Below are 19,227 nucleotides of genomic sequence, written 5' to 3'. Positions count from 1 at the left end.
GCGGTGCTCGCACCCTCGGAAGGAGAGCCGGCCATGACGACCGACCGACAGGACATCACGCATCTCCGGCGTTGCGTAGCGCTGGCCGCAGAAGCACTGGCAGCGGGCGACGACCCGTTCGGGTCGGTCCTGGTCGGCCCGGGCGGAGACGTGCTGGCGGAGGCCCGGAACCGGGAGACGTCCTCGGCGGACCCCACGGCGCATCCTGAGCTCGCCCTGGCGCAGTGGGCGGCCGCACACCTGCCGCCGGCCGCGCGAGCCACCGCGACCGTCTACACCTCAGGCGAGCACTGCCCGATGTGCGCGGCCGCCCATGCCTGGGTGGGACTCGGCCGCATCGTCTACGCCGCATCGAGCTCGCAGCTCGCCACCTGGCGAGCGGAGTGGGGCCTGCCGGCCGGGCCGGTGGCCGTGCTTCCCGTCACCGCCGTCGCGCCCGCTCTCCCGGTTTCCGGCCCGGTCGCTCCACTCGACGAGGAGATGCGGCTGCTGCACGAACGCGCCGCGCATCGGCGCGCCGCACAATAGCCCCGCGCAGCCACCTCTCCGTTCTCGCGGCGCCGCCTCGCCACGGTCGAACACCCGCAGGCCCCCGCATCCCGCCTGCGGGCCCGGCACAGGACGATCGCCGCATAGCCGTGTGCGCTCTCCTGGGCGACCTGCCGGACCTCGATCAACCCGTCCAGCGGCCCGAATTCGGGCCGCAGCACCGCCCGGAGGTCGTGTTCGTCGACATCCGCGCTGGGAAACGTCCTCCCCCCGACGGTGTAGCCGCGGCATCGGCGCAGGGCCGCGGTGACGAAGAGACCCCCGGGGCGGACCAGGCCGGTGATGTGGCGCATGAGGAGCTGCCAGACCGCCCGGTCGCCGGTGGCGGAGTCCGCACAGTAGGCGCTCACCACCGTCGCGTAGAGGCGGTCCACCGGGCGGGGTCGCCGGCCGTCCACCCGGATCAGCGCGGTGATCTTCGCCCTGGTGAGATCCTCGCGGGTCGCCACGTCCTCGTCGGTCGGGCAGCTGACCCCCTCGCACTGCAGGGTGTAGCGGACGAACGGTCGCCAGTCGTGGGCATCGGGTTCGCGGTCGATCCACCGCTGGATCTCGCTGAGGTTCGCCGGCAGGTAGTCGCCCAGGTGGATCTCCGACGCCACCTCGGCGGCCGCGAACACGTGGTGCAGGGTGGGCCCGACCCCGACGAACAACACGGGCTGACCGCGTTCCGCGTGGCGCATCGCCTCGACGAAGAACGCGATGGTGGCGATCTCGTCCGATTCGAGGGTGCGGTAGTAGTCGGCAAGGTACTCGGCCGGCGCCCAGTCCGTGTCGAACGACGCATACCTGCGGCGACGGCGCAGGAGGAAGGCTCGGGTGAGACGGGCGAGCCCGTACTCGTACAGCGCGGCGCCGAGGTTTGCCCCGCCGAGGAACACGAGTGCCTCGTGCGACGTGATCGAGTCGGTGACCGCGGCGACCCCGAAGGCGCCCGCGTAGTAGGGCACTTCCTTGGCGACCTCCGTACCGGCGTATCCGACGGCCGCCGCCAGGCGCGGTGCCCGGGCGCTGCTCGTCATGCGCCGAACCACGTCGCTCGCCGCCTTGGACAGCACGTTGGTGCTGGTTCCCGTCGTCGTCAGGAGCGTCCAGTTCGCTCGCACACCGGCGTGCAGGCCGAACCCCCAGACGGTGTAGCTCGCGACCAGAAATGCCATCAGCCACTGGTGATCGAGGCCGCTGAGCAACCCGGAGGCGACCAGACCTGCTCCTGCCGCCACCACAGCCGCCTCCAGCGCATAGGCCGATGCCGCCGTGGCGGCGACGCTGAAACTCCACGTCCTGAGCCCTCGGCGCCCCGCCCGAACGCGGTCCGGTGGCCGGACCGCCTGCGCCACCCCGATGTCGTTCATGCCGGTGCCGCCGCTCGGGCCGATCGACGGGGTTCCACCGGCAGACCACGGCCGACGGCCGCGGCCACCCGGATGTTCATCGTTCCGACCGGATGCGCTCGGCCTCGACCAGCACCCGCCGCGACAGCTTGCCCGACGGCGCCCTCGGCACCGACGGGGTGAACCGGACGGCACGGAGCCGCTTGTAGGGGGCGACCCGCTCGGCCACGTAGGCCAGCAGCTCCTCAGCGGTCGCCGGTCCCCGCAGCACCACGTGCGCGACCGGCACCTCGCCGGCGTCCGGGTCGGGCCGGGGCACCACGGCCACGTCGGCGACCGCCGGGTGGGTGAGGAGCAGGTGCTCCAGCTCGGCCGGTGCGACCTGGTACCCCTGGTACTTGATCAGTTCCTTCAGCCGGTCGATCACGTACAGGTAGCCGTCCTCGTCGAAGTAGCAGAGGTCCCCGGTGTGCAGCCAGCCGTCGGCGTCGATGGTGGCGGCCGTGGCCTCCGGACGGTCGCGGTAGCCCCGCATGAGCTGCGGGCCACGGATCCACAGCTCGCCGGCGCGCCCGGCACCGACGTCGGCGCCGCCGTCCGGGTCGACGACGCGCGCCTCGGTGTTGGGCACCAGGCGGCCGACCGACCCGCGCCGCGGCTCGTCGAGTGGGCCGACCGTGACCATGGCGGCCGCTTCCGTCATCCCGAGGCCCTGACTGACCACGCAGCCCAGCCGCTCAGCGCACCGCTGTTCCACCTCGGCGGCGAGAGGTGCCGCGCCCACGCCGAGGCTCCTCAGCGAGGACAGGTCGTGGTCGTCCACCAGCGGATGGTCGGCCAGCGCCATGGCCATCGGCGGTGACACGATGGTGACCGTCGCCCGGTGCTCCTCGATCGCCTGAAGGAAGGCCTCGAGGTCGAAGCGAGCCAGGGTGACGACGGTGGCGCCCGCCGCCAGGCTGCAGGGCAACAGGACGTTGAACCCCATGACGTGGAAGAACGGCGCCGCGGCGAGGACCACGTCGTCCTCACGGAAACCCATCACCGCCTGGCTCTGGCGGACGTTCGTCACCAGGCTCGAGTGGGTCAGTTCCACTCCCTTGGGCAGACCGGTCGTGCCGCTCGAGTAGGGCAGGGCGGCGAGTTCGCTGTCGGGGTGGATCGCCACCTCCACCGGCGGATGGTGGTGGGCGATCAGCTGGCGGAACGGCGTCGCGCCCGCCGCCTCCCCGAAGACCAGCACCTCCTCGACGCCGGCCAGCTCGGCGGCTGCCATCGCGCGGTCCAGGAACGGCGGCACGGTGACCAGCAACCGCGCCGCGGCGTCGGCGAGCTGGCCGGCCAGTTCCTCGACGGTGAGCGTCGGGTTGGCGCCGGTGACGATCCCGCCGGCCGCCATCGTTCCGTAGGCCGCCAGGGCGTACTCGGGCAGATTGGGGCTGTAGAGGGCCACGACGTCCCCCGCCGCGAAACCTCGGGCGACCAGACCGGCCGCGATCCGCTCCACACCGGCGGCGAGCTGGCGGTAGCTGATCGCGCGGCCGGTCGCGCCGTCGACCAGGGCCGGCTTGTCGCCGAGGCGGGCGGCGTGCCGCAGTACGAGCGATTGCACGCTGGTCCCGCCGACCGGGACGTCGGGCAGGTCGCTGCGGGACGGGTGGACGACTGCCATGGTGACTCCTTCACCGTTGGCGCCGGCACCAACCGGGGGCGGGTTGCCGCTGGTGGGCCGGGTTCCGACACTCATGACCCGACCGTAGGGAGCCGGCGTGTGCAGACCGTTTCCCGACCGTTTTCCCCGCGTGGATCGCGATAGAGTTCTCCCCGGACGACGACGGTGGTGGCTATGCGGGACCAACAGCTGCGTGTCCGGGTGCTCGGCGGGGCCGAGCTGACGGTCGACGGGCGTCCCCTGGTGGAGCTGGCCTCCGCCAAGGCGACGGCGCTCCTGTTCTATCTGGCGGTCACCGGCACCGCACACTCACGCTCGGCGCTGGCCGGGTTGCTCTGGAGCGACCTTCCGGAGCCGACGGCCCGGGCCAATCTGCGGCTGGTGCTGACCAAGCTGCGCCGGGTCGTCCCGGAGCACGTGGCAGTGAGCAGGCAGACCATCGCGCTGGCGGACAGCCGGCAGGTGTGGGTCGACGTTGCGGAGGTGGGCCGGGTGGCCGCCTCCCACCGGGACGACGAAGAGCTGCTGGAGGCCGTCCGGCTCTGCCGAGGCGACTTTCTCGACGGTTTCGACGTCCCCGGTGCCCCGCTTTTCGACGAATGGCTGGCCGAGCGGCGCGCCGCTGCTCGAGCGGACATGCTCGCACTCATGGACCGTGCCGTGCAGCGGGCCACCGAGCGGCGGGATGCCGCCGGCGGGATCGAGGTGACCCGCCGCCTGCTGCAGCTGGAGCGGCTGCACGAGGAGGCACACCGCGCGTTGATGTGGTTCCTGGCCCTGGGCGGTCAGCGCAGCGCCGCGCTCGCCCAGTACGAGACCTGCCGCTACCTCCTCCGGGAGGAGCTGGGCATTGAGCCGGCGGCGGACACGCTCGCCCTGCGTGACGAGATCGCCGGCACCCGTGGTTTCACAGCGCTGGGTGTCCTCCCGCCCGCGGCAGCCGGGCGGGAGGACCGGGCCCCGGCGGCCGGGTCGCCGACGACCGATCTGCCTCGCCCGCTCACCGCGCTGGTCGGTCGGGAGAAGGAGCTGGCGCGCCTGCACGAGCTCCTCGACGATCCCGCGTGCCGGCTCGTGACCCTCGTGGGCCCCGGCGGGATCGGCAAGACCCGGCTGGCGGTGGAGGTCGCCGCGCACCGGCAGGAGCGTCATCGTGACGGAACGGTATTCGTGTCGTTCGTGGGAACCAGCCCGGCCCGCCCGGACGAGGCCGCCGATCTGGTCGTCGCCGATCTCGCCCGCGCGCTCGAGATAGAGCTGGCCGTGCCCCGCGAGCCGCTGGACCTGCTCGCCGACCACCTCGCCGGCCGCGAACTGCTGCTGGTGCTCGACAACCTGGAGCACCTCCGCGACGCCGCCGGAGTGCTCGCCGAACTGCTGCGACGGGCACCGGGCACCCAGCTGCTGGTGACCTCCAGGCGGCCGCTGGGGCTGGGCGTGGAGTGGCTGGTCGAGGTGCCCGGCCTGCCGTACCCACCGCCGGACGCCGACGCGGACGCCGCCGGCTACGAGGCGGTGCAGCTCTTCCAGGAGCGGGCCCGGCTGCTGCGTCCCGGCTTCCCCGCCGCCGTCGGCGCCGAGGGAGTCGGTCGAGTGTGCCGGCTGGTCGCCGGCGTGCCGCTGGCCATCGAGCTGGCCGCCCGCTGGGTGCGGTCCGCCAGCCCGGCCGCCATCGCCGATCGGCTCGCCGACGGGCTCGAACTGCTGGAGACCACGGCACCTGACGTGGAGCGGCGGCACCGCAGCCTGCGCTCGGTGATCGACTGGTCGTGGCAGCTGCTGACCGACGAGGAACGCTGGACCTTACGTCGGTTGTCGGTGCTGCGCCGCAGCTTCGACCTCGAGGCCGCCAGCGCCGTGGCGGGCGCCGGACTGCCGATGCTGGCCGGCCTGGTCGACCAGTCGCTCATCGCGGTCGACGGGGACGGCCGCTACGAGATGCACGAGTTGCTCCGGCAGTACGCGGCCGAGAGCCTGGCCACGGACCCCGCGGAGGAGGCGCGGACGCGGTGGCGCCATGCCGAGCACTACGTCGCGCTGCTCCCCCGGCCGGGCGAGGCCCGCGCCGAGGGCGGGCCGAGCCTGGAGGCCGAGCAGGAGAACCTCCGCGCCGCCACCGACTGGCTCATCCTGGACGCCGACCCGACCGCGCTGGACGCCCACCTGGTCCGGCTGTGGGCGCTGTACCAGCGCCTGGGCTGGTTCCGGGAGGCTCAGGCCTTCTTCCGCGCCGCCCTGGAACGTCAGGTCACGACCCTGCAGCGGGCCCGCTGGCACCGCATGCTCGGCGAGACGCACCAGCAGCTCGGGGAAGCGAACGCGGCGCGACACCACCTGGAGCAGGCGCTGGATCTGCTGGGCGGCGGCGTCCCGGCGTCGACGACCGGCCGGCTCGGGATGCTCGCGTCACAGGTGGCACGCCGGACGCTCGACGGCCTGCGACCGGGTGGTGTCGTCGACCGGCGTGCGGACCGGCGCGAGGCAGCCCGGGAACGCGCGGCGACCTGCTTCACGATCGCCGAGGTCTACTGGGTGCTCGATGAGCACTTCCCGATCCTCGCGGCGTCGATCTCGTCGCTGAACGCCGCCGAACGCGCTGGGGACCTCGATCTCATCGTCCGGGCGCAGGCCGGTCTCGGGATGATCGTCGGCACCGTGGGGCTGCACCGCCTCGCGGGCCGCCACCTTCGCGCCGCGAGTGGCGCCATCGACCGGACCAACGATCCGCTCACCGCCTGCTGGCTCGGCATCGTGGGTGGGCTGCACTGGACCGGGGTCGGCGACTGGGCGGCGGTCGACCTCGGCGCCGATCGGGTCCTGCAACTCCGACGCCGGACACCGATGCACCGGTGGGCCGATGAGGTGCTTCTGATCAGCGCGGTCAGCCGGTACCTCACGGCCCGCTATTCGCAGGCGGCCGCAGCGGCCACCGAGGCGATGGCCTCCGGCCGCGACCGCCGCGATCCCGTCGTACACCTCTGGGGTCTGCTCGTCCTGATCGAGACGGCCCTGCGCGCCGACCCCGACGACCCGGCGCTGGCAGGCTGGTCCGCGGAGGCCGCACAGCTGCTGCCCGCGGCAGCCAGGATCGACGCCGCCCGCCTCCACGCCGCCACCGCTCGCCAGCGCCTCGCCACCGGGCAGCCGTCAGACGCGTGGCAGGCCATCCGCACCGCCGACCACCTGATCGGCCCGCACCCGTCGTTCGAGCAGTACGCCGTGGAGGCGCACGCCGGCGTTCCCGAGGTCTGTCTGGCGCTGCTCGAGCTGGCGGGTCCGCGTCGAGGGTCGGCGCGCGGAGCGGGCGAGCCGGAGCCGGCCGAGCTGCGCGAGACCACCGGAGTCGCCCTGCGCCGGCTGCGCCGCTACGCCCGCACCTTTCCCATGGCTCGTCCGAGGGCCCTCATCTGCCTGGGCTGGTACCGCTGGCTCGACGGCCGGGCCGAGCCCGCCCGGCGGGCGTGGGTCCGGGCGGTCCGCGAAGCCGAGCGCCGCCAGCTGCCCTACGATCTGGCGCGCGCCCACCACGAACTCGGCCGTCACCTCGCCGCAGGACAGCGGTCCGCCCTCGGGCTCAACCGGGCCGAGCACCTCGAGCGAGCGATGGCCGGATTCGGCGTCGTGGGGTGCCGAGCCGATCTGCGCCGAGTTCAGGCGCTCGCCGGGCCGACCGTCTCGTAGCCGGGCAGCCGGACCGGGAGGACCGGGCACCTCGGCTACGAGACGGGGCCGGAGGCTACGCCGCGCCGTTGAGCGAGGCCGCCAGGGCGTCTGCGAACCCGGTGTCGGCAGGCGCACCGCTCACGCCGATGCGCCACGTGCCGCCGGCGAGGTCGCCCACCGGCAGCGACCGCCCGCCCGGCTGCCACAGGGGCTGCCAGGCGACCGAGCCGCTCGGCCGGTTGAACCAGCGGTTGTCCTCGCTCCAGGCCGACCCGTCCCGGTACGCGACCGCCAGTGTGGTCGTGTCGTCCGTGGCGAGCGTCCACGGCGTGAAGCCCGCCGCGTCCCCGTCGCGATCGGCGCCGGCAGGGTCCGCGAGCCGCGGCAGGGCCGAGTCGACGTTCCAGGCCGCCTCCCAGACCGGCGCGCTGGTCGGGCCGGTCACGTGCCAGGCGAGGTCCACGTCCACCGTGGTCGGTGCGAACCGGAAGCGCCAGTCGACGGTCACCGGCTCGTCGCCGAGCGGGATGCCGGCCAGGAGCACGTCCGTGCCGTCGGGCGACACCGTCACGTTCCGGGCGGCCCCCGCCGTGTCGGTGGGGCCGAAGGTGCCGACCGCGAGGTAGGGCGCCGTGGAACGGAACGACGAGTCCGTCAGGGACCGGTACGCCCCTCGGCCGGTCGGGTCGGCCTCGTAGGAGACCAGCCGGGACTCCGGCGCGGTCTGCACGACGGCCCGGTAGTAGGGCGTGCTGACGAGCCGGCCCTTCGTCACCACCGGCGTACGCCAGTTCAGCGGCGCCAACCAGAGCCCGCTCTGACCCCAGCCGGCGCCCGTGACGTACCACTGGCCGGTGCCGGAGTCGTCCTTGACCACCTCGGCGGCGTGCGCCTCGATCCGGCCGGCGAGCTGGTCGACGGTGAAGTGGAAGGGGTCCTCGCTGCGGTACACGCGGGTGTCCTGGTAGCCGCTCTCACAGCAGACGAAGAGATACCACGAGCCGCCGCGGTGCACCACGAACGGCGACTCGGTCGGCCCGCCGAAGGTGCCGGTGGCCGGGTGCTCGAAGGCCGTCCGCCGGTCGCTCCAGTGCACGAGGTCACGGCTCGTGCGGTAGGCGACGATGTGGTGGCCGCCGGCCGGGGTGCTGTTGGCGGTGTAGTACATGACCCACTGGTTGCCCACCCGGGTCACCATCGGGTCCCGGCCGTCGAAGCCGTCGGTGAACAGCGGGTTGCCCGGATGCCGCGTCCAGGTCGTCAGGTCCTTCGACGTGGCGAGGTGCATCCGGTACGCCTCGTGGTCGGCGGTGCCGCCGGCGTAGAACATGTAGTAGGTGCCGCCGTGGAACAGCACGTACGGCGCCCAGATGTGCATCTCCCCCGCGCTCGGGTCGGCCTCGAGTGCGAACGGCTGCTTCGTCCAGGGGCCGCGGGGTGACGGCGCCGTGGCATGGCCGAAGAACTTCTCGTCCAACGGGTTGGCCGGCTCGGCGTGGGTGATCGCGAAGACGTGCCACAGGCCCGTCGCGCGGTCACGGACCATCGTGTGGTCGTTGTAGTACCAGCGCTCGTCCTCGCCGACGCTGGGGTCGTACACGTTCACGAACTCGCCGGCGGTGACCTGGACGGATCGGTTCTCGTACGGCTGGTTGGTCAACCCGGCGGGGTCGGCGGCCCGGGCCGGCGCCGGGGCCACGATCAGTCCCAGGGCGAGGGCGAGCAGCGCGGACAGCCGACCGACGCGGGACGGTGGGCGGGGCATGCGTACCTCCAGAGCTCTACGGGTGGCGAGGTGGTGCCCCGGTCCGCCGCCTGCTTCCGGCGGCGGACCGGCGCTCGGGCCCCTACTGCTTGCCGCCGAGCGTGGTGTAGACCTCCGCGGCGTTCTCCTTGGTGATCTGCTGGGTGCCGAGGGTGGTCGTCTTCGGGACGTCCTTGGCGCAGTCGACGAGGATCTTCTTGGCCAGGTCGATCGCCTCACGCCCGCCGGTCGGGTACTGGAACGTCGCCTGGAGGCGACCCTGCTCGACGGCCTTGATGCCGCCCGAGGGGACGGGCAGCGCGTCGATCCCGGTGAACTTGATCGCGGTCTCCTTGCCGGCCGCCTTCGCCGCGAGGTACGCACCCTCCGCCATCGGGTCGTTGTGCGAGTACACCGCGTCGATGTCGGGGTTCGCCTTGAGCATCGCGTCCATGACGCTCTGCCCCTTCTCCCGCAGCCACTCGGCGGTCTGGCTCGCCACGATCTCGATCTTCGGGTTGCTCGCGATGCCCTCCCGGAAGCCCTGGGCGCGCTCGGCGGCCGGGGTGGAGCCGGGCAGGCCGGAGATCTCCACGACCTTGCCACCCTGCGGCAGCAGCGTCTTCGCGTAGTACTCGCCCGCCGCCTTGCCGATCGCGACGTTGTCCCCGCCGATGAAGGCCGTGTAGGCGTCACCCTCGACCTTGCGGTCCAGCACGACGACCGGGATCCCCTGGTCGTACGCCTTCTTGACCACCGCGGTCAGCGGCTTCGCCTCGTTCGGCGAGATGATCAGCAGGTTGATGCCCTGGGAGAGGAAGTTCTCCACGTCGGCCACCTGCTTGCTGTTGTCCTGGGCGGCGTCCGAGACGACCACCTTGAAACCGGGCACGGACTTCGCGGCGGTGCTCACGTCGTCGTTCATGACCTGCCGGTACGGCTCGGCGTTGTTGGCCTGGGACATGCCGATCAGGAAGTCCTTGCCGCTGCCGCACTTCGCCGAGGCGTCGGAGCTGCTGCTGCCGGGGTCGTCCTCGACGCTGCACGCCGAGGTGGCGACGAGCGCGGCCAGCGCCAGGATCGTGGCGGCTCTTCGGGCGTAACGCATGGTTTCCTCCATGGGGTGGTGGGTCAGGCGATGCGAGGACGTAGCTTCTGCAACGCGGCGGCAGCCACGATGACCAGGCCCTTGACGACCAGCTGCACGTTCGCGTCGATGTTGTTGAGAGCGAGGATGTTGTTGAGGATCCCGAGCAGCAGTGCGCCGGCGATGGTGCCGCCCATCGATCCACTGCCACCGGCAAGGCTCGTCCCGCCGATGACCACGGCCGCGATCGCGTCCAGCTCGTAGCCGGCGCCGTCGTTCGGGCTGCCCTGGTTGAGCTGCCCGGCGTGGATGATCCCGGCCAGCGCGGCGAGCAGGCCGGCGATCGCGAACACGGTGACGCGGACCCGGCGGACCGGCACCCCGGACAGCCGGGCCGCCTTCTCGTTGCCGCCGATGGCGTACACGTGCCGGGCGAAGGCCGTGCTGCGCAGCACCAGCAGCGCGCCGACGCCGATGGCGAGGAACAGCAGCGCCGGCACGGGAAGGATGCCGTTGATCGATCCGCTCAGCACCGAGAACGACTCCGGCGCCTCCTGCGGCCCGTCGCCGTAGGCGATGGGGATGCCCAGACCACCGGACCACATCCGGGCGATGCCGCGGGCCGCCTGCAGACCGGCGAGGGTGACGATGAACGACTGGATGCCGAGCCGGGCGACGATCGCACCCTGGGTGGCGCCGAACGCGGCGCCGATGAACAGCACGATCAGGACGGTCGGGAGGACGCCCATGCCGCTGTCGACCATCAGGGTGGCCGACCCGACCGCGGCGAGCCCGAGCACCGCCCCGACGGAGAGGTCGATCCCGCCGATCAGGATCACGAACGTCATCCCGACCGCGATGATGCCGATCTCCGAGACCGCCCGGACGATGTTGGCCAGGTTCCCGGAGCTGAGGAAGACGTTCTCGCCGTTGCGGACGGGCGACACGGCGATCGCGATGACGAAGACGGCGACCAGTCCGAACAGGCTCTGGAACCGGAAGAAGCTGTCGACGATCGCGTGCCGGTCCCGCGGCAGCCGGATCGGCCGGCGACGGGGCGGTGTCTCGGGCGGCGCGTCGGCGACGGCGGTGGGGCTGGGCGGGTTCATGGGGCCTCCTTGGCATCGTCCCCGTTGGCCGCGGCGAGGATCGCTTGTGGGGTGGCGGACGCGCGGGGAAGCGCGGCCACGGTGCGACCGCGGTGCAGGACGACCACCCGGTCACAGAGGCTGAGCAGCTCCGGCAGTTCGGACGAGGCGAGCAGGATCGCCATGCCGGTGTCGGCGAGTTGGTGCAGCAGCCGGTAGATCTCCGCCTTGGCCCCGATGTCGACGCCTCTGGTCGGCTCGTCGAGCAGCAGCAGCCGCGGTCGCGTCAGCAGTTGCTTGGCGAACACGACCTTCTGCTGGTTGCCGCCGGAGAGCGTGGCGGTGGCGACCGCGGGCGAGGCCGCCTTCACCGCCAGGGCCCGGAGCTGTCCGGCGACGGTCCGCCTCACCGCCTGCCGGCGTACCAGGCCGAGCGTCGTCAGCGACGACAGCGCGGAGAGCACGACGTTGTCGGTCACCGAGTGCTCGAGCATCAGTCCGGCGCCGCGGCGGTCCTCGGGGACGAACGCCACCCCGCGCGCCAGCGCGGTCCGTGGGCCGTGCGGCCGGTACGGGTGGCCGTCGATCGTCACCTGGCCGGCCCGGCGGCCGGAGCCCCCGGCACCGAAGAGGGTTTCGAGCAGCTCGGTGCGGCCCGCGCCCATCAACCCGGCGAGTCCGACGATCTCGCCGGCGCGCACCGAGAGGTCGACACCGGCCGGCTCGGTGCGCCCGGGTGTCGGCCGGCGTGGCGTCACGGCGAGTTCACGGACGTCGAGCAGCACGTCCCCGGGCTCGTTGCGCCCCTCGCCGAAGAGCGCGTCGACCGACCGGCCGACCATCAGCTGGATGATGTCGTCGCGGGAGGCGGTCTTCGGGTCGACGCTGCCCGCGACGCTGCCGTTGCGTAGCACGGTGACCCGGTCCGCGACGACCTCGATCTCCGCCATCCGGTGCGAGATGTAGACGATGCCCACGCCGGCCCGGCGCAGCTCCGCGATCGTCGCGAAGAGTCGTTCGACCTCGGCGTCCGCCAGTGCGGCGGTCGGCTCGTCCATGATCAGCACCCGCGCGTCCAGCGACAGCGCCCGGCCGATCTCGACCAGTTGCTGCTCGCCGACGCGCAACGACCCGACGAGCCGCCGTGGGTCGAGGTCGGCGCCGAGCGTACGCAGGTGGTCCGTGGCCTGCCGGCGCATCCGGCGGATGTCGACGGTGCCCACCCGGGTGCGCGGCTCGCGGCCGAGGAACATGTTCTCCGCGATGGACAGCCCGGCCACCAGGTCAAGCTCCTGGTGGATCGTGGCGATGCCGGCGCGTTGAGCGCCGGCCGGGCCGGCGAAGCTCACGGGCCGTCCCGCGACCTCGATGGTGTCCGAGGGGCCACACGAACCATTGCCCCACCGCCGATGACCGTGAGGACCTGCAGCCAGAACTTGGCGCCCTCGCCGCCGTCGCCGGCCCACAGACCGAGGATGTCCCGGGTGCCCTCGACCCTGACGGCCAGGGCCAGGTAGATGGGCCGGTTGGCGACCTTCCCATCGCGGATCTTCACATGCACCGCGTCGAGGAAGATCACCGGATAGACCGGGTCCAGGGGCCCGTTCTGCCACTCAGTCATGCCCTCGACGACCTTGTCGGTGATCGTCGAGATCGTCTGCCGTGACACCTCCGCGCCATACACCTCAGCCAGGTGGGCCTGGATCTCTCCGGTGGTCAGGCCTTTGGCCGACAGGGAGATCACCATGTCGTCCACCCCGGACAACCGGCGCTGGCGCTTCCTCACGATCTGCGGCGTAAACGACCCGTCGCGGTCGCGCGGCACATCGATCTCGACCGGGCCTACGTCAGTCAGCACCGTCTTGGCCCGCACACCATTGCGGGAGTTCCCGCCGTTCTTGCCCACCGGATCGCCCTTGTCATAGCCCAGGTGATCAGTGATCTCACCCTCGAGCGCCGACTCCAGAACCCGCTTCGTGAGCTGCTGCAGCAGACCACCGTCCCCGGTCAGCTGCAGACCCGCCGCACGGGCCTGCTCCACCAGCTGGGCGACCAGCTCCGCGTCCACACCCTCCGCCGGTTGTCCCGGCGCGTTCTTCGCCACCGCGGCAGTATCCACGGCGACCATCGATCCTTCGGACACCAGGTGCTGCTCCTTGATCAGGAGTTACACCGTTCGTCTTGCAGTCCCACCCGGCCGCAGACAACGCCTCCACACAGTTACGAGACAGCCCTTAGTGCGATGACCGGATAGGTCCACCGGGCTGCGGCCCCGGCACGGCAGATTGGACCTTCCTGACCACGATGCGGCTCGCATCGAGCCGGGCGCCGTCCCCGTGTCAGTGGCGTCCGTTACGGTCCCCGAATGATCGGACTGGACTCACTGCCCGCCACCCGCGACGCCTACGACGCCGTCGCCGCACGCTACGCGCAGCAGTTCACCGACACCCTGCGCGACCGGCCACTCGAGCGGGCACTGCTTGCCGCGTTCGCCGAGTCCGTGCGCGCTGGTGGTGAGGGCGAGGTTGCAGACCTGGGGTGCGGGCCAGGGCATGTCACCGCTCATCTGCGGGGGTTAGGGCTACGTGCCTTCGGCGTCGATGCCTCACCGGCGATGATTGAGCTGGCCCGGCAGGCCAACCCGGATCTGCGGTTCGAGGTGGGCTCGATGGCAGCGCTCGACATCGCGGACGGCGCGCTGGGCGGGGTGCTCTCGCGGTCCTCGATCATCCACACCCCGCCGAAGGACCTCCCGGCCGTGATCGCGGAGTTCGCCCGCGTCCTGGCCCCCGGCGGCCAGCTGCTGATCAGTTGCTACGCCACCGACGACCCCACGATCCCGACACAGTCCTTCGACCACTCGGTGGTGACGGCCTACCGCTGGTCGCCCGACCATCTGGCGGGGCTGCTGCGCGACGTCGGCGTCAGCGAGGTCGCCCGGATGCTGTGCGAACCGAAGCCCACGGACAAGCGGCAATTCCAGGAGTTGCAGCTGCTGGCCGCCAAGCACCAGTGCTCTGACCAGTAGGGTCACCGAGTAGGTGTTCCAGCGGTGGTGTGGTGTCGTCCGGTCCGGCTGCTGGGGGTGTGGTGGCTGAGCCTTTCCGTGTGCCTAGGTTGACCGACCAGGAGGGGCAAGAACTGCAGCGGGTAGCGCCTCGGGGCAGCACCAGCTCGGGGCGGTTCCGGCGCGCGACGATGCTGCTGGCCCCGGCCGGCAGGAACCGCGTCCCGGTGATCGCGATGCTGGTCCAGGCCGACGAAGACACCGTCCGGGATGTGATCCACCGGTTCAGGAGACGTCCTCGGTAAGGAGGCGGCGATGGGTCACGGTCATGAGCTGGGGACGAAGCGGCTGCGGCTGCGGCGTTGGCGGGAGGCCGACCGGACAGCGTTCGCGCAAATGAACGCCGACCCCGAGGTCATGGAACAGTTCCCCGCGCCACTCACCCGCCGCGACAGTGACTTGCCAGTCGACCGTGTCGAGGCCGGCTTCGAGCAGCACGGGTTCGGTTTGTGGGCCATCGAGGTGGTTGTGACCGGGCAGTTCGTCGGGTTCACCGGCATGTCGGTGCCCGGGTTCGAGGCCCACAGTGGGTGCGGTGCTGCTCGCTCCAGCCGATGCCGACGTAGAGGATCGTGTCGGCCAGGTCGGTGTGCTCGCGCAGCCACGCCCGGCAGCCCGCTGTTTCAGGTCGACCGGGACGGGAAGTACCCGGCGCTGATCGACCAGATCCTCGCCGACGCGGGGATCACGGTCGTGCGCAGCGGCGTCCGGATGCCCCGAATGAACGCGATCATGGAACGCTCGGTGAGGACCTGCCGCCGGGAGCTGCTCGACCGCACACTGATCTGGAACCAACGCCACCTGCTGCAGGTGCTGCGCGAGTTCGAGATCTTCTATAACGAGCACCGGCCGCACCAAGGCATCGCCAACGCCCGACCACTCGCACCGCTGCCAGATCCGATCACCGATTCGGACCGGCTCGCCCACCTGCACATCCACCGACGTGACCGCCTCGGCGGCATCCTTCACGAGTACGAACATGCCGCCTGACCTGCCTGGATGGAATTCTCGGCAGGCACAACTCGTCGACCTGGCGCGAGGAGTGATGCGCAAGAAGAGCCCCGATCTGACCCTCGCGCTGGCCGGCCGGTTCGCCGACGACCACGCCCTGTGATGCCGGCTGCACCTGACCCACATCAATCACCTCAAGGACATGATCGGCAAGCTGGAGGCCCTGCGCATGGGTGATCGCCTGCTGAGCGCCGGGCGGTGTCGCGAACAGGGCCGCATAGGGCTCCCAGGATCGCGGCGCAGGCAACACCTGAAGTTGGCGCGTCCAGAATGTCGATTCTGGGCAAGCTGCACGCCGCCGACCGGGGCGAGGTGGTCAGTCAGGCCCGCGCCCGCGGCCTCGGCCGTGACTGAGCCCGACATCGGGCACAGTGCCGCCCGGGCGGCTGTTGGACCGCCCCCAACCGGTATGAGCAGGGCGGACGGCTCCCGTTGGCCAGCGGGCGGGCTGACTCCGGAAACCGTTCGCCTGATTACTCGACTGCTGTCAGTCCCCGAGGCTCACGGGTTGGGCACTGTGCTCGTGCTGCCCAGCCGGGGAACCTGCTCGTTCCTGTCCCGTTCGGGCTGGCGACGCGGTTGCTGATCGCGTTGACCGAGCGGACGGGACGGCTGGTTCAGCGCCTCGGATCGGTCCGGGCCGCGGTGCAGGACCGGCTGGCCGGATGTCGCCAGCGCGGTGAGACGCCGGCCCAGCAGGGGCGTGCCGAGGAGGTCGACGAGGCTGCGTACGGCCTGCCGCCGGGAGGGCATGAACCAGAGGAAGAACCCGGCCCGCATCAGCCAGCCCAGCCAGCCGGTGACCTGCACCCCGTACAGCTCGACGGCGCCCTTGCCGACCCCCAGGCTCGCCGCCTGTCCGAGACCGCGGTAGGTGAACCGGCGCGGCGCCCTGCGTCGTAGCGTCGCCGCGATGTTCCCGCCGATCCACACCCCGTGCTTGATGGCCCAGAGGGCGTTGGCGGGGCAGGGTTCTCCTTTGACCGGATGCAGCACTTGGGCTTGGTCACCACCGGACCAGACTCGGCTGCCCGCCCCGCGTACCCGCAGGTACTCGTCGGTAACCAGGCGGCCGTCGCGCGACTCCAGCCGCTCCGTGCCGGGCAGTGCGGCCACCGCCTGGCCCAACGTCGACACGACCAGGCCGCTGGCGAGCACCGAGCCGTCATCGAGGTACGCGCCGTCCCCGTCGACCCGCACCACCCGGGTCCGCAGATGCACTCGTACGCCCGCCCCCGTGAGCTGGCGTTGCGCGTACCGGGCCAGCTGGGCGAACCGGGGACGCAACTGCGGCAGCAACTCGTGGCCGCCGTGCACGAGATGCACCTGCGGCTCGATCTCGCGCAGCACCCGGTAGCGGGGGCGCAGGCTGCGGAGAATCTCGGCGACCGTGGCCGACATCTCCACGCCGGTGAACCCGCCCCCGACGACGACCACCGTGAGCATCTCGCGGCGGGTCTGTTCGTTCGGGCTCGCCTCGGCCAACTCCACCTGCGTCAACAGCCGCTCCCGTACGGCGGCGGACCCGCCCGGGTCCTTCAGCGACCAGCCGTGCTCGGCCAGCCCCGGAACGCGGGCCAGGTCGTCGTGGCTGCCGCAGCCGATGACGAGATGGTCGTAGCGCAGAGTCAGGGTCTCCTCGCCGGTGCCGACCAACGCTACGGTGACCTCGCGACGGGCCAGGTCGACGTGCTGCGCGCTGCCCCGGACCAACTGCGCCAAGGGGCAGGTGGTCCGCAGCGGGCTCCGCTCGTGCCCCTCGGCGATGATGCCGCCGAGCACCTCGGCGGTGAAGCCATGAAACGAGTGGTAGCCGAGTGGGTCCACAAAGACGATCTCCACATCGCCCCGGCGCACCTGCCGGCCCAGCCGCCGCCGCAGCGATTTGTACGTCCACACCGACGTGTAGCCGCCGCCGAGCAGGACGATCCGGGTCGGACAGACCGGCTCCGGCGCCGCGAGCGGCGCCCCGACCGGCGCGGCGAACTGCGCGGCCGGGGACGGGCCCAGCGGGGCCGGCTGCCGCTGACGCTGGACGTTGTCGAGGTACCAGCGGCCGTAGGCGACGATCTCGTCGTCGGGGAACAGCATCGTCCCGGCGTCGGGCCGGCCCAGCGCCTGGTCGCTGTTGACCCGGTCGAAGAGCTTCTCGCCGACCAGGTACGACCGGTAGAACTCGATACCCTTCGCGAACGCCCGGTCGGTGTCGTCGAGCTGGGACCGGTCGGTGACGTACTCCGGTTCCGGCAACCCGGCCAGCGCGAAGATCCGACGCAGCACGTCCCCGGCGGCCGGCGGGGTGGAGTTGGTGAGGTGGAAGATGCGTTCCGGGCTTCCCGAAGCGGCGATGCCCACCATCTGCTCGACCACGGCGTCAACGGGGACGAAGTTCAGCGGCGTGCCCGGATCGACCAGCATCCGCACTGGCCGGCGCAGCCGCTCCGGCGCGTGTACCGAGAGGTTCTGCGCGAACGCGGCGAGCCGGCGCTGAAACCCGTACATCCCGGTGTAGCTGCCGACGACCGCCCGGGTGCGGCTGTGGCCGACCACGATGCTGGGCCGCAGGATGCGCGTGGCCGTGCCGGTGTGGGCGTGCACCAGCGCTTCGGCCGCCGCCTTGCTGCGCTCGTACGCGTTGTTGCTGCCGTCGGGCGCGATGAGCCGCTCCGTGATCAGACCGTCGCGGGTGCCCGCGACATACGCCGTGCTGACGTAGTTGAAGGCGGCGGCGCCGAGCCGGTCGGCGAGGTCGAGTGCGTGCCGGGTGCCGTCGACGTTAGTGGTGAAGATGTCCGCCACGGCGGACTCCTCGTAGCGCAGCGATGCCGCGCTGTGCCAGAAGTCCGCGATCGGGCCACCGATCGGCTCGACCAGGCCGCAGTCCGGCCGGCTGACGTCACCGGCGACGGTACGCAGCCGCTCGCCGATGTCAACGCGCCGGCCGTAGGCGCTCGCCGCGCTGATCAACAGGCTCCGCAGCCGCGTGTCCGGGTCCTGCGCACCGGACCGCACCAGGCACGCGACGTCGTCGTCGGTACGCTGCAGCAACTCGAGGATGAGCGCCAGCCCGACGAAGCCGGTGCCGCCTGTGACGACGTGCGCTCTTTTCACGGTGCCCCCCACAGTAGTAACAATCAAGACCTCAAAAGCTAGGCGTGGCGCTGCGTGCCAGTCGCGCCGTTGTCAGAGAGCCGGCAGTCGTGGTGGCCGAACGGCCACCCGGGCCTCCTCCCCCGTCTCCCAAAACGGACTCGCCGTGTTGACTGAGTGGCCGGATGCCGCCATCCACGGGTGGTGCCCTCGTCCTCATCGGTCGACCCCAGCTTCAAATCGGCAGCTCGTCGACGGGATCCGGTGGCCAGCCGCAACGGGCTCACCAGCCTCGAGGCGACGGCCCACATACCCTTGACTCCTGCACGGGGGTCTCGGCGCCCTGCCGGACGGGCAACACGAAACGTGCGGCGGAGAGGTCCCGGTCACCGTCACCGCGGCGTTCGACCGCCCAGTAGGTCGGCCAAGAGATAGCTCCACTTTGAGTTGTGCAGCGTTCGTCGGCAGATGATGGCCGCGCCGACCGACCTGCCGGGCTGACCCGCCTGGCGGAACCGGCGGGCTGACCGCCCGATCAGCCGGGCGGACCGCCGGCCGATGTACCGCCCGAGGGTCACCGATCCGCCTGGGTGAACCCGCCAATCGGCGACCCGCCTTCTCGATCGGCGGCGCCCGGCCGCTACCTGGGTGCTCGCGACGCCGATAGCCGACTCATCCCTTGCCGCCGCGACCTGCGATTTCGACAGTGGGCGCAGGAAACCCGGCCCGTACCGCCGAGGGCGCGGGGACGGCACGCCGGCGTGGAAGTCGCCGCGGAGCGGTGGCCCGAGCAGAGACCGGAGGTGACGGTTGGACCGCTGGTACCAGCGGATGCGCGGCCTCACCGACGACGGCGTCGTCGGCCCCCCCACCTGGACCCGGATGGGTGTCCGGGTCACCTACTAACGTCGGGAGAGTTCTC

At 71.7% G+C, this 19,227-nt stretch carries 12 protein-coding genes and 2 pseudogenes; 6 read left to right on the top strand and 8 right to left on the bottom strand.

Annotated elements, in window-relative coordinates:
- Window positions 1–33 precede the first annotated feature (33 nt).
- Window positions 34–297 (top strand): annotated as a pseudogene (locus tag ABZS80_RS06870) (deaminase); the annotation flags it as partial.
- Window positions 298–341: 44 nt separating this feature from the next.
- On the opposite strand, the gene gntF reads toward ABZS80_RS06870, so the two are convergent.
- Together gntF and ABZS80_RS06860 are read right to left on the bottom strand one after the other, a co-directional pair.
- A complete protein-coding gene (gene gntF, locus ABZS80_RS06865) occupies window positions 342–1,904 on the bottom strand; it encodes a guanitoxin biosynthesis pre-guanitoxin forming N-methyltransferase GntF (RefSeq protein WP_355054831.1) in 1,563 nt (520 codons plus the stop codon).
- Window positions 1,905–1,980: 76 nt separating this feature from the next.
- A complete protein-coding gene (locus ABZS80_RS06860) occupies window positions 1,981–3,555 on the bottom strand; it encodes an AMP-binding protein (protein WP_355054830.1) in 1,575 nt (524 codons plus the stop codon).
- Window positions 3,556–3,729: 174 nt separating this feature from the next.
- Here ABZS80_RS06860 and ABZS80_RS06855 point away from each other — a divergent pair, with 174 nt between their 5' ends.
- On the top strand, window positions 3,730–7,236 hold the full coding sequence (locus ABZS80_RS06855) for a BTAD domain-containing putative transcriptional regulator (protein ID WP_355054829.1): 3,507 nt from the start codon (window positions 3,730–3,732) through the stop codon (window positions 7,234–7,236).
- Between the two features lie 55 nt (window positions 7,237–7,291).
- On the opposite strand, the gene ABZS80_RS06850 is transcribed toward ABZS80_RS06855, so the two are convergent.
- From ABZS80_RS06850 to ABZS80_RS06830, 5 genes and pseudogenes are all read right to left on the bottom strand, one after another.
- The gene (locus tag ABZS80_RS06850; protein ID WP_355054828.1) at window positions 7,292–8,983 is read right to left on the bottom strand and encodes a family 43 glycosylhydrolase; all 1,692 of its coding nucleotides are present in this window, start codon (window positions 8,981–8,983) and stop codon (window positions 7,292–7,294) included.
- Between the two features lie 82 nt (window positions 8,984–9,065).
- The gene (locus ABZS80_RS06845; protein WP_355054827.1) at window positions 9,066–10,070 is read right to left on the bottom strand and encodes a substrate-binding domain-containing protein; all 1,005 of its coding nucleotides are present in this window, start codon (window positions 10,068–10,070) and stop codon (window positions 9,066–9,068) included.
- 23 nt (window positions 10,071–10,093) lie between these two features.
- The gene (locus ABZS80_RS06840; protein ID WP_355054826.1) at window positions 10,094–11,158 is read right to left on the bottom strand and encodes an ABC transporter permease; all 1,065 of its coding nucleotides are present in this window, start codon (window positions 11,156–11,158) and stop codon (window positions 10,094–10,096) included.
- Window positions 11,155–12,486 carry a sugar ABC transporter ATP-binding protein gene (locus tag ABZS80_RS06835; RefSeq protein ID WP_355054825.1) on the bottom strand — a complete coding sequence of 444 codons (1,332 nt, stop codon included), beginning with the start codon at window positions 12,484–12,486 and terminating at the stop codon, window positions 11,155–11,157. Before ABZS80_RS06835 ends, ABZS80_RS06840 begins: the two co-directional genes overlap by 4 nt.
- Window positions 12,487–12,545: 59 nt before the next feature.
- Window positions 12,546–13,265 (bottom strand): annotated as a pseudogene (locus ABZS80_RS06830) (IS256 family transposase); the annotation flags it as partial.
- A gap of 237 nt (window positions 13,266–13,502) precedes the next feature.
- Here ABZS80_RS06830 and ABZS80_RS06825 point away from each other — a divergent pair.
- From ABZS80_RS06825 to ABZS80_RS06815, 3 genes are all read left to right on the top strand, one after another.
- Window positions 13,503–14,165, top strand: coding sequence for a class I SAM-dependent methyltransferase (locus tag ABZS80_RS06825; RefSeq protein WP_355054824.1), 663 nt, complete (start codon window positions 13,503–13,505; stop codon window positions 14,163–14,165).
- A 294-nt stretch (window positions 14,166–14,459) separates the two neighbouring features.
- The gene (locus ABZS80_RS06820) at window positions 14,460–15,194 is read left to right on the top strand and encodes a GNAT family N-acetyltransferase (protein ID WP_355054823.1); all 735 of its coding nucleotides are present in this window, start codon (window positions 14,460–14,462) and stop codon (window positions 15,192–15,194) included.
- Complete coding sequence (locus ABZS80_RS06815; protein WP_355054822.1) at window positions 15,184–15,318, top strand: hypothetical protein; 135 nt, start codon at window positions 15,184–15,186, stop codon at window positions 15,316–15,318. The genes ABZS80_RS06820 and ABZS80_RS06815 overlap by 11 nt, the downstream gene beginning before the upstream one ends.
- A gap of 398 nt (window positions 15,319–15,716) precedes the next feature.
- Here the strand turns inward: ABZS80_RS06815 and ABZS80_RS06810 are convergent, their stop codons facing one another.
- Window positions 15,717–18,326 (bottom strand): SDR family oxidoreductase, encoded by a 2,610-nt coding sequence (locus ABZS80_RS06810; RefSeq protein ID WP_355054821.1) that lies wholly within the window; start codon window positions 18,324–18,326, stop codon window positions 15,717–15,719.
- Between the two features lie 789 nt (window positions 18,327–19,115).
- Between ABZS80_RS06810 and ABZS80_RS06805 the strand changes: the two genes are divergently transcribed.
- Window positions 19,116–19,211: a peptidoglycan-binding protein gene (locus tag ABZS80_RS06805; protein WP_355054820.1), complete on the top strand. Its 96-nt coding sequence runs from the start codon at window positions 19,116–19,118 to the stop codon at window positions 19,209–19,211.
- Window positions 19,212–19,227 lie beyond the last annotated feature (16 nt).

Origin of the sequence: Micromonospora sp. NPDC005305, assembly GCF_040607315.1 — a bacterium.
Lineage (GTDB): Bacteria > Actinomycetota > Actinomycetes > Mycobacteriales > Micromonosporaceae > Micromonospora.
The sequence above is the reverse complement of the archived record's forward strand: the minus strand, read 5'-3'. Positions and strand labels throughout refer to the sequence as shown.

What these genes read in the sequence shown, in the direction of transcription:
- gntF (WP_355054831.1), bottom strand. Translation starts at nt 1,904, where the DNA reads ATGAACGACATCGGGGTGGCGCAGGCGGTCCGGCCACCGGACCGCGTT.
- ABZS80_RS06860 (WP_355054830.1), bottom strand. Translation starts at nt 3,555, where the DNA reads ATGGCAGTCGTCCACCCGTCCCGCAGCGACCTGCCCGACGTCCCGGTC.
- ABZS80_RS06855 (WP_355054829.1), top strand. Translation starts at nt 3,730, where the DNA reads ATGCGGGACCAACAGCTGCGTGTCCGGGTGCTCGGCGGGGCCGAGCTG.
- ABZS80_RS06850 (WP_355054828.1), bottom strand. Translation starts at nt 8,983, where the DNA reads ATGCCCCGCCCACCGTCCCGCGTCGGTCGGCTGTCCGCGCTGCTCGCC.
- ABZS80_RS06845 (WP_355054827.1), bottom strand. Translation starts at nt 10,070, where the DNA reads ATGCGTTACGCCCGAAGAGCCGCCACGATCCTGGCGCTGGCCGCGCTC.
- ABZS80_RS06840 (WP_355054826.1), bottom strand. Translation starts at nt 11,158, where the DNA reads ATGAACCCGCCCAGCCCCACCGCCGTCGCCGACGCGCCGCCCGAGACA.
- ABZS80_RS06825 (WP_355054824.1), top strand. Translation starts at nt 13,503, where the DNA reads ATGATCGGACTGGACTCACTGCCCGCCACCCGCGACGCCTACGACGCC.
- ABZS80_RS06820 (WP_355054823.1), top strand. Translation starts at nt 14,460, where the DNA reads ATGGGTCACGGTCATGAGCTGGGGACGAAGCGGCTGCGGCTGCGGCGT.
- ABZS80_RS06815 (WP_355054822.1), top strand. Translation starts at nt 15,184, where the DNA reads ATGCCGCCTGACCTGCCTGGATGGAATTCTCGGCAGGCACAACTCGTC.